Origin of the sequence: Parendozoicomonas sp. Alg238-R29 (genome assembly GCF_947331445.1) — a bacterium.
Lineage (GTDB): Bacteria > Pseudomonadota > Gammaproteobacteria > Pseudomonadales > Endozoicomonadaceae > Sansalvadorimonas.
Genome location: NZ_CAMZOG010000006.1, coordinates 29,856 through 43,160 on the forward strand (window position 1 = coordinate 29,856; position 13,305 = coordinate 43,160).

At 48.7% G+C, this 13,305-nt stretch carries 12 protein-coding genes; 8 read left to right on the forward strand and 4 right to left on the reverse strand.

What is annotated here, in order from left to right; all coding sequences use genetic code 11:
* The first annotated feature begins 13 nt into the window (after nt 1-13).
* The 6 genes from QMA35_RS02550 to QMA35_RS02575 are packed head-to-tail and all read left to right on the forward strand — an operon-like array spanning nt 14 to nt 7,879.
* Nucleotides 14-460, forward strand: a complete 447-nt coding sequence (locus QMA35_RS02550) for a hypothetical protein (RefSeq protein WP_281645563.1) — start codon at nt 14-16, stop codon at nt 458-460.
* 46 nt (nt 461-506) lie between these two features.
* Complete coding sequence (locus QMA35_RS02555) at nt 507-3,977, forward strand: hypothetical protein (protein WP_281645564.1); 3,471 nt, start codon at nt 507-509, stop codon at nt 3,975-3,977.
* On the forward strand, nt 3,977-4,942 hold the full coding sequence (locus QMA35_RS02560) for a hypothetical protein (protein WP_281645565.1): 966 nt from the start codon (nt 3,977-3,979) through the stop codon (nt 4,940-4,942). Before QMA35_RS02555 ends, QMA35_RS02560 begins: the two co-directional genes overlap by 1 nt.
* Nucleotides 4,942-5,754 (forward strand): hypothetical protein, encoded by an 813-nt coding sequence (locus tag QMA35_RS02565; protein WP_281645566.1) that lies wholly within the window; start codon nt 4,942-4,944, stop codon nt 5,752-5,754. Before QMA35_RS02560 ends, QMA35_RS02565 begins: the two co-directional genes overlap by 1 nt.
* An 11-nt stretch (nt 5,755-5,765) precedes the next feature.
* Entirely contained in the window at nt 5,766-7,655 is a 1,890-nt protein-coding gene (locus tag QMA35_RS02570) for a hypothetical protein (protein WP_281645567.1), read from the forward strand.
* Nucleotides 7,652-7,879 (forward strand): hypothetical protein, encoded by a 228-nt coding sequence (locus QMA35_RS02575; RefSeq protein ID WP_281645568.1) that lies wholly within the window; start codon nt 7,652-7,654, stop codon nt 7,877-7,879. The genes QMA35_RS02570 and QMA35_RS02575 overlap by 4 nt, the downstream gene beginning before the upstream one ends.
* Here the strand turns inward: QMA35_RS02575 and QMA35_RS02580 are convergent.
* The gene (locus QMA35_RS02580) at nt 7,876-8,232 is read right to left on the reverse strand and encodes a helix-turn-helix transcriptional regulator (protein WP_281645569.1); all 357 of its coding nucleotides are present in this window, start codon (nt 8,230-8,232) and stop codon (nt 7,876-7,878) included. The genes QMA35_RS02575 and QMA35_RS02580 overlap by 4 nt on opposite strands.
* 389 nt (nt 8,233-8,621) lie before the next feature.
* On the opposite strand from QMA35_RS02580, the gene QMA35_RS02585 reads away from it, so the two are divergent.
* Entirely contained in the window at nt 8,622-8,813 is a 192-nt protein-coding gene (locus QMA35_RS02585) for a hypothetical protein (protein ID WP_281645570.1), read from the forward strand.
* Nucleotides 8,814-8,885: 72 nt separating this feature from the next.
* On the opposite strand, the gene QMA35_RS02590 is transcribed toward QMA35_RS02585, so the two are convergent.
* Entirely contained in the window at nt 8,886-10,130 is a 1,245-nt protein-coding gene (locus QMA35_RS02590) for a tyrosine-type recombinase/integrase (RefSeq protein ID WP_281645571.1), read from the reverse strand.
* A gap of 243 nt (nt 10,131-10,373) precedes the next feature.
* On the opposite strand from QMA35_RS02590, the gene sbcB reads away from it, so the two are divergent.
* The gene (gene sbcB, locus QMA35_RS02595; protein WP_281645572.1) at nt 10,374-11,828 is read left to right on the forward strand and encodes an exodeoxyribonuclease I; all 1,455 of its coding nucleotides are present in this window, start codon (nt 10,374-10,376) and stop codon (nt 11,826-11,828) included.
* A gap of 9 nt (nt 11,829-11,837) precedes the next feature.
* Here sbcB and QMA35_RS02600 read toward each other — a convergent pair whose 3' ends face one another.
* Both QMA35_RS02600 and QMA35_RS02605 read right to left on the reverse strand, forming a co-directional pair.
* Complete coding sequence (locus QMA35_RS02600; RefSeq protein ID WP_281645573.1) at nt 11,838-12,203, reverse strand: hypothetical protein; 366 nt, start codon at nt 12,201-12,203, stop codon at nt 11,838-11,840.
* A 257-nt stretch (nt 12,204-12,460) separates the two neighbouring features.
* Nucleotides 12,461-13,102: a response regulator transcription factor gene (locus tag QMA35_RS02605; RefSeq protein WP_281645574.1), complete on the reverse strand. Its 642-nt coding sequence runs from the start codon at nt 13,100-13,102 to the stop codon at nt 12,461-12,463.
* Nucleotides 13,103-13,305: the final 203 nt, after the last annotated feature.

Genomic DNA, 13,305 nt, shown 5'->3' on the forward strand with positions numbered 1-13,305 from the left:
CACGGAACAATCCATGCCTCATATTCTGGAAGCCCCACCCTTCGACGGGACCGGGGTTCGTATAGAGCTGCCTGCCGATCTGGACTGGCAGAATGAATTCGACTGGTCACCCATTGCCCAGAACACCGACCGTTCAGCGAGTGGCGCCAATATTATCCAGCAGACCCGCCGCCATTACGGCCAGCCTGTTGAGTTGAGTTCTGGCCGTGACTGGGATGTTGACCGCGCCAAGGTGATCGCGGTTAAACAACTCGAAGAAAGCGCCCTGCCGGTGAAGCTCACTCTGGCTGATGGCCGCGTGCTGTTCTGCGTTTTCGACCGTGCCGGAGGTATTCCGGTTGATGCCAAATCTATGTGGGCATGGCGGAATGGGGAAGCCCTTCCGGATGATCACCCGTACTCACTCACCGTTCGCCTGCTCACCATCGAGCCACCAGAAGCACCCGCTCCTTCTTCCTGATTCTCACTTTCACCGTATACACAAAATAACCACGGAATAACAACAGATGCCAATCAACAGCACCGATGTGAAGCTGGTGGAATCCCAGCGCATGGAAGATACGGCCGAAGGTGGTGGTCGTGCCACTGGGCGACTGATTGAGTCCGGTAAGGTCAATAATGTTTTTGAAGACATTTCACGGTTGGACAGCGCCTATGGCGTAGTCAATCTGCGTAAAATTTTCCCACACGTGCAAACCGACAGTACGGATATTTACCAAGGTTGCCATGCAGCGGTGACCAGCCTGTCAGAAGACCCGCGAGTCAGTTGCGTGTTATTTAATACCGGCTCTCATTCCGACACCCGGGAGAATGCCAAGAGCAGGATTGAAAGTTATTCCACTCGCAGTGTTCAAGCCCAATGGTTCCTGCTGGGTAATCAATTGGAAGGGCAAAGAGCCATTGCTGGTTTTCAGGATCTGGATGCACCGGTTCCCCAGATTGGTGAAGTGTACGTGCTGAAGAGTGGTAGCCATGAGCAGTACGTGCGAATAGATAAGGCGGAACATAAAGAGCAGATATTTAAGCATCAGACTGATAACAGCGTGGTTGACTTGAAGCGCCGAAGGCTGGATCTCGATTTAACATCAGAGTTGCGTTCTGATTTTGGTGGCGGAACGCCAACACCTGTTGGCTCTTCAGATAAAACAACGGTCGTGTATTCCACACAGGTTTCCAACTCTGGCCGGTATTACTCCATCACCAAACTGGCAGAAGATATGCGGCCCGGAGCGCTGGATATTAAGGTGGAGGAGGTTTTCACTCAGCTTGTGCCATCGTCAACCGTTGAAACACCAGTTATTGATCAGGCCGCTAATGCTGTGCGTAGCAGTGTGGAGAAGGCCAGTAACACCAGTCGTAATGTGTCGCTTACCTTCGTCAGCACAGGAGGGAATACCAGTCAGAGTTATCTGGGAACGGGCTGCGCCCGTGGCTCTCTTACTCTTAATATTGCTGGTGGTGTTTGGCGCAACAGTGAAGGGCGGGCTTTGGTGCATATCTCTGGCTCAAACCCGTTCTCAGGTTTGGAGCTTGATCACGCAACCGGGCAGTTGACTGCCACCCAGAATAGTGGAAGTTTTACTGGTTCGGGGTCTGCGACTTATATTCCCGGTGCCCGCGTTGTGGGGCAGTCTATGTCTGGCAGCATTGCTATCACCAACAGCAATCGTCAGAACAACTACACCCTTAATCTTGCAGGTACGCCACCACGCCCAGGCACCTTGATTATTGAGTACCTGGCATTGGGTAACTGGCAAACCATTACTGATAACAGCTATGGCAATCTGGAAGGCGAAGGAACAGGCAGTATCGACTATGCCACCGGTTCCGCGATTGTTACGCTGCGTGAACAGCCAGATTCTGATACCGACATTATCTACAGCTGGGTTACGCAGGAGAGCGACCAGCTGACTATTCGCTCTGGCTCTGTTAATCCTGAGCCCAGCGAGATTCAACACATTCTGCCTGATGGCGGTTTAAAGCCTGGCAGTGTAACCGTTACCTGGACCGCAGGAGGCGCCCCAAAAACTGCAACCGATGATGGTCAGGGTGTTCTCTCCGGAGCGGGTACCGGCATAATCTACTACGCCGAAGGTGTGGTGATGATGCGCCCTACCGCATGGCCGGATGCTGACAGTGATTTTGAAATTCAGTATCAAACGGGTGCTGTTGATGAAATGACCGTAGAAGCCTCTGCCGATTCTGGAGGTCGTGTATCCGGTACCATTCCCGGCGCCCCTTTTCTTCCTGGCTCTGTACAACTTTCTTTTAACGTAGAGCAGGATCAATCAGATCATCCAGACGGAAAGATTGCGCGGAGATCTTATACCGATAATGGGCAGGGCGGCTTTATTGGAGACAGTTCCGGCACTATCGATTACGGTACGGGTAACTTCAATATCCAATGTGAGCAGGATTACACCTATACATGGACGAACAAAATCTCTCTTGGTGGTATCGTTGGCTTCATATATGAAACACACAACGAAACCCGTCGAGAATCGTTAGCGGGTGACCTTCTCTGTAAAGCGCAAGCTTCCAGCGCAGGCCATAGCCCGAAAACCAGTACGGCCAAGCGACCAGAAATGGTGATTGATCTTCTCCCAGCTATTGATGCCACTATTGTTCCCGGTTCGCTGTTGTTTACCTTTGCTGGTGTATTGCACTTTGATCGTGATGGCGTGCTTTATACCGGCATTGATAGCCGCACGAATGCCGGTACTGCGGTTGGCACCATTGATTACTCAGGCGGTGAAGCCAAGCTCACAGATTACCCGGGCGGTTCCACCAGTGGTGCCTCTCTGGTCAGTTGCTTAACCATGGGTATAGGCTGGCGAACGACCGACCTGCAATGGCGTTATGCCGGTGCGCCTATTTCACAGATTGGCACCAGCATGACAGCTCTCCATGCTGATACCGGGCAGGTAATCACCTTCGCCCCCAATACCAACGGCGAAATTGATACGCCAGAAGTGCAGGGCAAAATTAATCTGAAAAACGGTGTGGGTAATGTTGTATTCACTGATGGCACCAATCCTATCCCTATACTGCCTGGCTCTATCCGTTACAACACTGTTGTCATAAAAACCGTACCTATGCCTGCAGAATTTATCGGGCTGGATCCGGTACGTTTACCAAGCGATGGTCGAGTGCCCATATTCCGGGCGGGCGGTATGAAGCTGATCAGTCATACCGCAGAGAGAGAGTTCACCACGCCTACCGCTGGTATGGTGATGGATGCCGAGCGTATTCAGCTGGCCGAAGCTTCAGTGATTGGTGCGAACGGCAAAATACTGGATGAAGCTCAGTACACTCTTAATAAAAAGGCTGGCACTTTAACGCTGGCTGATCCGCTTACGCTGGTGAATGCAGAGGGTGAAGCCCTCACTACACCGGTAAAACTCAAGCACCGAATTGAGCACACCACTGTCACGCGGGATGTGCAGATTAACGGCGCCCTCTCCATGTCTTCCAGTACTGGCCACTCTTTTCCGGCTGGAGAAACCACGGTTTCCAGCTGTGTGGTTTATGGCGATCTGTGGGCGCGGGCTTATAACGAGTTTGATCAAAAAAACTGGAGTAGCCAGTGGGAAGACACTGTGTCTGGAGATGGTGCTGATGCCAGTTACGACACAGTTAATAACCCTATCGAAGTGTCCAACAAAGGAGCTATTAACGCTCGTTGGGCCTTGGTATTCCAAAACACAACCAACTTTCAGATTCTTGAAGAGGGGCTTGGGGTTTTAGGCTCTGGAAATATTGCAACAGATTGCGCCCCAATCAATAAGGCCGTTGGTGCGCCTTATTTCAAAGTTAAATCAGAAGGGTGGGGAGAAGGTTGGAAGCCTGGCAATGTACTTCGGTTCGATACAGACGGAGCAATGGCTCCACTTTGGGTGGCGCGAGTCACCAAGCCTGGTCAGGCCACTGTTGAAGATGACGAATTCACTATTGCTGTAAGAGGAGATGCTAACTGATGGCTGCTAATCATGTAACTGTTTACCGTAGCGATGACCCCAGCGCTCCCAATCTTGTTGGTATCCCTGTATCGGAAGTGCCATATCGACTCTTAAAAGCCTGCCTGGTTGATGGATATCCCGGTAAGCCCGGTGCAGGTTGGACTATGCACTTTGTATCAGATGATTTGAAAAAATGTGCAGTTAGAAATGAGACACAAACTGGCTATGCCCGATTTGACGCGTCGGTTAAACCGCAAGGGTATCCCGTGAGAGTCGATATTTTTGAAACGATGACTGATATAGAGAGTGGTTCCAACCAATGGTCGTATAAAGAATCAAGCGGTAGCGGTGCATTAATCAATGCTTTGTATTTTGCAAACAGTAATTTCAACTCTTCCTCTTTTCGGTGGTGGGTAGTAGCCAGTGAAAGGAGTTGCTATATATTCTTGGCGGATCATGACAATCTTTACGGGAATTCTAGATGTGCTTTCTTTATGGGCGAACCGATAGTGCCAGAGCTGAGGCAGGAAGCTTTAGGTAACTTTATCGCGTGCTGTTCTGCTTCGTCGAACTCACAAACTTCATATATGGGGCAATCAGGATTTCATAGGCACTCCTTTCTTAGATTACCTAACGGAGATGTCAGACAGTCTCCAGTTTCTGAGTTATTCACGACACATTACCTGAACTCTCAGAATATCCTGAACGTGAACATCCCCGAGTTAAATCTTGTGCCTGTACTTATAACAGGGAAAGGGCCAGGTATGGGAGCTGATTTCTCCCACTTCGGAAAGCTCCCAGGTTTTTTTTTAGAGCTGTACACAGTTAAAGCTTATGGTGCGATGTATAACGATGTTTTGAGAGCTGAAGGTAAGTATTGGGGGGATGCTCTTCAAATAGGAGGCCGGGAGTTTTTAATACATCAACAGGGAAGTTCTAGTCGGTTTGTTTCAATGATTAGCACTAATGCTGAGGATTGGTAATGGCATTTTCGCAAGCGACAATTCCAAAAAGAAATTTCGAGTGTCCATGGTACTCATCGCCTTTTGAATTCCTGCTAGTGACATTGAACGTGAGCATCAAGAGCCAGAAAACCGGAAGCCAAAAGATAGCTCAAATCTTTGACAGATCGTTCAATCTCGTGAATCAAGGTGTTTCGGTTGATGGAGAAAGTATTAGCATTAATGTCGATAAGAGCTCTGTTGAAAACAAAACCTTTATGTTGGTTGTTCGTGATTTTGAGGAAAGCCAGCAACAAGGTTATTTACAAGATACATTTGTTGTTAATGGCGATATGTCTCTTGAAATCGACATAGGAGGTGGTGGAGGTGAGCAGCCAATAACAGGAGATGCAGGGAGGTTCACAGATAAAGTTGAAATGCAGATTGATGGAAGCAGTCAACCAGTTGCCAGAACTATCGTTGCAATAGAAGAGCATGCTTCCCGCGGTTGGTATATCGCAGGTTCGGCGGAAAGTGATAAACAAACAGGAAACTATTCTCTGGATGTTATAACCCAGCAAGGCAATATGTATCTGTTTGCCTTAGATGATTTCGGAGAAGTTTTCATAAATTCTGCTGCCATAGCTTTGGGTGATACGATTCGACCTTCCACGTTTTCAGGAATTGTTTATCGCTGTGTTCAGGCAGGTACTCTTTCAGAGAAGGAGCCCGAATGGTGGATTGACACCACGGGCAGTCATACCAAGCAGATTGGCACGGCGCTTTTGAGGGCTTTTCCTTACTACCGGCCATTAGGTCATGGCCCTGTAAAAGCTGAAATTATTGAGCCATAACTGGAGGTGTTATGTATAAACCTTCCAAGGGCTTTCTATTTGAGGAGGGGAGTTATACGCCCCCGGTAACTGGCGCCCATTTTCTGTTTGCTCCGACATTCCTGTACAGCGTACCGCCCTCAGTTATTCTAAGTTTTTCTTCTCGTCATGCTTTAACTGAACCGCAGAGTAAGAACATTGTTACTCAGTGGTCTGAAACGGCTGGGCAGTCTCTTGATCTTATAACACCCTGGCAATCACCTGGGGAGATCGAAGTGAATGCGCAATCGCGGTGGTCACAGACAGTTCATGAGGATGGTGCGTTGGCGACTGGCTGGCATCCTGCAACTGCGCTGGATGACAGTACAACTGTTAACCATTGGGATAAAACGGCCACTGCAGATAGAAGTTCTGCACAGGTGTGGGATAAAAATATTGCAGAGCGTGATGTCTCTCGTTCGGTGCTGTGGGATCGTTTGACACCATATGACACAAAAGCGGGCGGACGCTGGGGCAGTGTTGATGTCTATGCTAGTGGCACCAGAAAAAAGCCTGCATATATCCCCGATAATAATCAGCTGAACTTTGTATTTGGTGGTGAGCTCTATACGCCACTTTATACGCCCGAAGCTTATTTTCTGTTTGGACGATCCTTTAATGATGAGCGTATTCAACCCCGGGACTCTTCAACCTCTGTACGTTGGGTAAAACAGAATTCTGAAAAGGATGTCGGCTATTCACTCCTCTGGGGGTCAAGTGGCCGCATTGATAAAAGCCTTCCAGCCAACTGGGGAGTTGTACCCGGTACTCCAGAGCTACCACGACCAGAAGAACCACCCCGCAAGGATCACTATGACATTATGAATACAGTACAGGTGTTGCGCCTGCCCACGGCGGATGATCCGAATGAAGTGGTGCTGCAGGCCGCAGATATAAATCTTTCGCTGGATCGGGATTCGTTTATCTGGACAGCAAGATTCAATGTTTTAAATGAAGCCAGTTACCAGCTGCTGAAGCGGGCAGAGAATGGCGACGACCGAGAAGTAGCCATTATTATTAATGGGCACCGGTGGGAGCTGGTTGTTAACCAGATTAATATCAACCGCAAACACCCAGCCACATCATGGTCAGTCACTGCACTGTCTGCGGTTGCTCAACTGGGTTCGCCCTGGGCACCACTGCGTACTAATGCAAGCCCGGGACAAATTACCGCTGCACAAGCTGTGCAAGAACAGTTGCAGTACACACCGTTCTCTATGAACTGGTCCTCCACTCTGCCAAAAGACCTGCCCACTTGGTTAATTCCTGCTGGTGTGCACAGTTATCAGGATCAGGCACCGATTCAGATTATCAATGCTGTGGTACAGGCTGCTGGTGGAGTTGTGCAGCCCTCGCTATCCGGCAAAGAGCTTATTATTCAGAAGCGTTATCCGGTTGTGCCTTGGGAATGGGGGAGTGATCAAACCGATGTGGTGATACCAGAGAACCTTGACCTCTCACTCACTATGAATAATGCCGATCGACCACCGGCCAATGCCATTTACGTGAGTGGTACCCATGAAGGTGCAGCTGTGGCAGTGACGGCCAAGCGCCAGAATACCGCTGGCGATATTGAAGCTCCGCAGGTGGTGGACAGATATATTACGGAGTCTGCACCAGGACGAAGCCGGGCGGAGAGTGAATTAGCGCAGGCGGGGGATCAGGAAGAGTATTCACTGGAAACCTTGCTGTACCCACCTGGCAATGAAATGGGTCTGATATTGCCGGGTATGCTGGTGGAGTATCAGGACACTGACGGACAAGCTCAATGGCATGCCCAATGCCAGGGTGTGAACATATCTGCTGCAAGGTCTGGTAATGCCGATGTGATTCAAAGGCTGGTTCTGGAGCGGCACTATTATCCAGCGGAGGAGCTGGCATGAATGTATGGAAAGAGTTCGAACGGTTGCTGCCCGGTCAGCAACGGCAGGTGGTGGAGGTTGTAACGATCAACAGCCAGAACCGGACAAGCACATGTAAAACCATTTCTGGTAATACTTTTGTTGCACAGGGGGTGTCCGTGCCTGCCGGTAAGCGTGCTTTTGTTGTGGCCGGCCGCATTGATAGCGAAGCTCCCAATGTGCCGACTTATGAAATTACAGTTTAATCATCAGGAGGGTGATTTTTTAGTTGGGTGCTTAGCCACTGTATTCTCTTGGCGATAGGCATTGAGCGCATAGCCCGGATAATATAACGCTCGTACTCATCCACTGTTTTACCGTCAATCATGGCAGGTTGCCATTCGGCTCCGCCTTCTCCGGACAACCATTCTTGTGGCGTATCTGTTAACTCTGCCAGCTCGCGTATCTTGTCCAGAGATGGCGAAACCTCACCAGATAACCAGCGGCGCAGGTTGCGCAGATTGTTTTCAGGATCTCCCGGCAATCGCTTGGATAAGTCTTGCGGAGTAATGTTCAGGCACAAAAAGAGGTGGTGTAGCCTCTTGCCGAAATCTTGCATTAGTATTTTGAGGTATGGTGTCGGGCGCTAACAAGTCTCAACAAACAGACCCCCGCGCCTTCCCCATAAAGAGTGTTGTATAACACAGGACGCCCGACTTAGAGGCCGTTTGTCCCGACGAGTAACGGTACTCGCATGTTGTGGCTTGTTAGACCAGCGGAACCGCAATGGTACGGATTGGCAGATGTCTGTCAATCAATATACCGCCGGTCATTCTAGACAGACCTTTGTCGTATGACTATGCAGTGCATTAGTGGCCTGAGAGTGGTGTCATTGGAAGGCGAGACTTTTAACTTTAATGTAGGTCGCCAATAGGAACGAATAAAACCGTTTGTTTTTACTGGCTTCGATACTGTATAAATATACAGTATTACACAGAGGGAAGTTTTGTGAGCACAACGCCGAAAGAGACAGTACTGGATAAGCTGCATAACATTCAGAATGAGATCGGTGATCTACTGAAGACAGACAAGCTGAGCGAGCGAACGAAATCACTTATACGACGATCACAGGAAGCTGTGAATGAGTCTGTGTTTGAGTTGGAGGGTGATGATGCTGATTCGCATCAGGATGGCACCTAAAAGTGTGTATTTAAGTCCTGGCGATCAAAGCCGACCCCTGTCGGCTTTATGCTTCAACTGTTAGTAGTTACGTTAAGCGGGATACAATTCGCCCACCTGCTTTAATACCTTCCTTCTCTCTTCCCTAAGAGCTGTTTGCCACATCTCATAGGCGCAGCGTTGCTCTTCTATCCAGTCATGCTTGTTATACACAGCCATAACTCCGCCCAGCGCATGCCCTAGCATTTTCTCTGTAACGTGCGGCATGACTCCCATTTCTGATAGCCTGGTTGATAGAGTCCGTCGGAAGTCATGGCAGCGCCATGCTTCTTGAACTAACTTTTTCTTACTAAGCTCTTCCCGCATTCGGCGGATTATTTTGTTTGGTGCGGTGGCCCCCATAGGGATGCTTTCCTTTCGCTCCTTTCCAGATCCGTGAGTGGCTGGCAACACATACCCGTCTTCTCCATAAACCTCCCATGCTTGCCGTAGTAGCTCATAGACGTCTTTTGTTATGGGGCGTGTAATAGGTGTGTTGGTTTTGCTGACTTCTGGAGGAACTGTCCAGATCATATTATCCAGATCAAAGTGTTCTCGTTTAGCTTCTCTGATTTCACCTTGTCGGCAGCCTGTGAGCATGCAAATCTTTATACATATGACAGTAATAATTGCTCCCCTGGACATATCAAGAGCTCGCCAGATATGGGCGCACTCTGAAAGCGTGAGGACTCGTGTGCCTACATCTGGCTTCGTACCCACGTCTTCTGTTTTTAGAAGCAGCAGCTCTGGCCGCGCGATCATTTTTCGTCTTGCACACCAGCTTAATACCGTTTTTGCGTTACGCAGGCAGCTGCCTGCCAACTTAGGGCTTTCTTCGGCAATCTCATCTAACCAGTTTGTCCAATCAGAAAGAGGTATGTCACCCACGGGCCTGCCTGAGAATTTTCCTTTCAAATGTTTATTAAGAGCGCTTTTATAGATCCCGTATGATTTTGGCTTCAGGTTTATGGCTCGCTTTTCAAGAAAGACTTTCACGCATTCATCAACATCAACAAATCCGCTTTTTGTTTCCTGTTGCCATGCTTTGCGAGGATCGAGCCCTTGTGCGAGTATGTTACGAATCTCTGGGAGTAGGTCTCGAGCAGTTTTCAGTTTGATGTCAGGATAACGGCCAAGTGTAAGCCGTGCAGGTTTCCCATCGAATCGAAAGCGGTACTGAAATGTGATGGTTCCTTTTGGTGTTACGCGCACCCCGAGCCCATCACGATCTGCCAGTTCTGCTGGCCCATCATAGGTGCGGTTGTGCAACGCCCGAAGACGAGCATCGGATAATGACATTGTTTCCCCCGTGTACAGTTGTACCTGCACCAGTGCATGACTAGATTGCTGCTGCTGGTGTGTACAGATTGGTAAAATTTACCGCTGCTTTAAAAAAATGTACACAGATATGTACTCACATGTGCGCAATGCTCCAGAAAAAACTGGAAAACATTGGAATGCTTAGAAGCTTGTTATCAGTTGCATGCTCCTGTTTTTTAAGGGCAAATAGGTGTCTGGGAACTCAATGGAATTTTTAGGAAAATGACTACATTTTACTTCTACGATTTTGAAACCTTCGGAACCGACCCCGCCCGGGACTGGCCCTGTCAGTTTGCCGGTATTCGGACGGATGGTAACTTTCGAGAAATCGGTGAGCCTCTCAATATCTATTGCCGTCTTCCGGATGACCAATTGCCACATCCTGAAGCCTGCCTGATGACCGGTATTACTCCGGATGAGGCGAATGAGAAGGGTGTATGTGAAGCGGCTTTTATTGCCAGAATTAACCAAGAGTTCTCTGTTCCCAATACTTGTGTGCTTGGTTATAACACTATTCGTTTTGATGATGAGGTGACCCGCCACAGTCTCTACCGAAACTTCCAGGACCCTTATGCCAGAGAATGGAAAAATGGTTGTTCACGCTGGGATTTGATTGATGTGGTCAGGCTTTGCGCAGCGTTGAGACCTGATGGTATCAGCTGGCCCAGAAGGGAAGACGGAACCCACAGCTTTAAGCTGGAAGACTTAACCAAGGCAAATGGTATTGTCCATGAAGGCGCTCATGATGCATTGAGCGATGTGCGGGCAACAATTGCTATGGCAAGGTTGGTGAGGGAAGTACAACCGAAGCTTTTTGATTTTGTGCTGAGTCATCGTTTAAAGCATCAGGTTGCAAAGCAGCTGGATACAATTTCATTTCGGCCAAGGCCTGTTGTGCATATTTCTGGGAAGTATCCAGCAGCTAAGCACTGTATGGCTATAGTTGCTCCTCTGGGGGGGCATCCGACAATGAAAAATGAAGTGATTGTTTATGATTTGTCTGTTGATCCAACACCTTTATTGGAGCTTTCCGCTGAAGATATCCGTCACCGGATGTTTACCTCCACACAGGTTTTGCAGGACGAAGGTGTTGCACGTATTCCGGTAAAAACTATTCGTTTGAATCGCAGCCCTATTGTCGTGCCATGGAAAACAGCGCGGGAGGAGGATTGTGAGCGAATCGGGTTAGATCGATCATTGTGTATGAAACACTACGACATGCTGTTTGCGGAAAGTGAAGTTGCTAAAGCCTTACGTCTGAAAATGGCTGAAGTCTTTAATAGTGGTGAGCGTGAGGATAGTGATGACCCCGATTTGATGCTCTATAGTGGTGGTTTTTTTTCTAATGAAGACCGGAATCTGATGGCTCAGATAGTCAATACGCCTCCTGTTGACTTGGCTGGGCTAAGCCTTCCTTTTTCTGATGGTCGACTCGAAGAAATGCTGTTTCGCTATCGGGCCAGAAATTGGCCGGAATATCTTAACGATCAGGAAAGGGTAGAGTGGCAGGTATTCAGAAAGCAGCGTCTGGGTCATGGGGAAAAGCTGAATTTCCAGATCTACTTTGAACGGCTTGAGTCATTGCTGGCAGAAGAAGTTAATCCTGGCAGGCGAGAGGTTCTAATCAATCTCTACAACTATGGAAGACGTTTGGCTGATGATCTGGCTGTTGCCTGACTCTTGGGGTCAGGCACTCAGGTGTGACATATATTCTGCCAGGCGCCCTTTCACCGCAGGTTTTTCAATGTAATCAATTGCACCTGCTTGAATCGATGCAACTGCACCACTCAAATCATGCTGGGAGCCGAGAATAATCACAGGTATACCTTCGCGGGTAATATGTGACACACGCTCTGAGATTGGCCTCTGGCAGAGTGAGTTAGAGGCAATCAAGTAGCTTGGGGAACAGATTGTCAAACTGTTTTCCATATCTTCCCAGGATGAAAAACAGCACAGGGTCAGTTGATCCTTCTCGCAAAGGGATACAATGGCGCTGGTGATAGCCAGATCATTTTCCACAAGGAAAACGCATGGCTCTTGTGCGTTGTTCATAATGAGATCCTAAAAAACTAACTCCGTTGGCTGATGTCGAAAATAAGGAACCTCTGTTGATTTGAATGTTCCTTCATTCCTGTATCGCCGACAGGTTAATCATAGGGGGCTTCAGGGTTTGAGGACTATCGTTGTTTTTACCCAACGCTGTGCGCAAAGCCGCTAGGTTACGACAAAGTATTGTAGTGATGAGAGCTTCAGGGGGAGCGTACCGGTACTGCTTGTAGCAGTACCGGAGGATGAGGCTGGAGTGAGACTTACTTGAAGCGGAAATCTTCTTTCAGGTGATCTTTTACCTGCATAACCTGACGAACCAGGTGGGCCAGGGATTTGGTGCCCATCTTTTCCATAACGCGGGAACGATGAATTTCAACAGTACGCTGACTCAGGTTGATGTCGGCCGCGATCACCTTGTTGGCCTTGCCCTCAACAACGTGATGAAGAACTTCGCGCTCGCGCTCGGTCAGGGTAGACAAACGACGTAAGATCTCTTTGTGCTCAAGCAGTTCAGCGCGCTGCTGAGTGTCCAGTTTCAGTGCATCATTGATGAGATCCAGTAGTTCCTGATCGCGGAAAGGTTTCTGGATAAAGTTCATGGCGCCATCTTTAATGGCCTGAACAGCCATTGGCACATCACCGTGACCAGTGATGAAGATGATTGGAAGAATGCAGTGCATATCGTTGAGCTTGCTCTGCAGTTCCAGTCCACTCATTCCAGGCATTCTGATGTCGAGTACGATACAGCCGGGTCTGTTTTCATCGTAGGCCTCGAGGAAATCGGCTGGAGAGCCAAAGACTTCCACTTTCTGACCCACGGAATTCATCAGCATTCTAAGAGAGTCTCTAACTGCTTCATCATCGTCAATGATAAATACAGTGGGTTCCTGTTGTTGTTGCATGATGGCTCCGGTACTGCTAACAGAGATGTAAGCGCTTAATTGTCAGTCAGGGATGATTCAAGCCTGTGACTGCCACAGATACTGCAAATAAAGCAAATTCTGTGTGGGAGTACATCAGGATGCTTCCCATCCCCTTGTAAAATAAGGTGTCAGTTTTATAGCCGCTGTATGCGGAATCAGCAAACCACAAACCAACCCTGCCG

Bases quoted from the DNA above. Each gene is read 5' to 3' on its own strand.
- QMA35_RS02550 (WP_281645563.1), top strand. From the start codon at position 14: ATGCCTCATATTCTGGAAGCCCCACCCTTCGACGGGACCGGGGTTCGT.
- QMA35_RS02555 (WP_281645564.1), top strand. From the start codon at position 507: ATGCCAATCAACAGCACCGATGTGAAGCTGGTGGAATCCCAGCGCATG.
- QMA35_RS02560 (WP_281645565.1), top strand. From the start codon at position 3,977: ATGGCTGCTAATCATGTAACTGTTTACCGTAGCGATGACCCCAGCGCT.
- QMA35_RS02565 (WP_281645566.1), top strand. From the start codon at position 4,942: ATGGCATTTTCGCAAGCGACAATTCCAAAAAGAAATTTCGAGTGTCCA.
- QMA35_RS02570 (WP_281645567.1), top strand. From the start codon at position 5,766: ATGTATAAACCTTCCAAGGGCTTTCTATTTGAGGAGGGGAGTTATACG.
- QMA35_RS02575 (WP_281645568.1), top strand. From the start codon at position 7,652: ATGAATGTATGGAAAGAGTTCGAACGGTTGCTGCCCGGTCAGCAACGG.
- QMA35_RS02580 (WP_281645569.1), bottom strand. From the start codon at position 8,232: ATGCAAGATTTCGGCAAGAGGCTACACCACCTCTTTTTGTGCCTGAAC.
- QMA35_RS02590 (WP_281645571.1), bottom strand. From the start codon at position 10,130: ATGTCATTATCCGATGCTCGTCTTCGGGCGTTGCACAACCGCACCTAT.
- sbcB (WP_281645572.1), top strand. From the start codon at position 10,374: ATGACTACATTTTACTTCTACGATTTTGAAACCTTCGGAACCGACCCC.
- QMA35_RS02600 (WP_281645573.1), bottom strand. From the start codon at position 12,203: ATGAACAACGCACAAGAGCCATGCGTTTTCCTTGTGGAAAATGATCTG.
- QMA35_RS02605 (WP_281645574.1), bottom strand. From the start codon at position 13,102: ATGCAACAACAACAGGAACCCACTGTATTTATCATTGACGATGATGAA.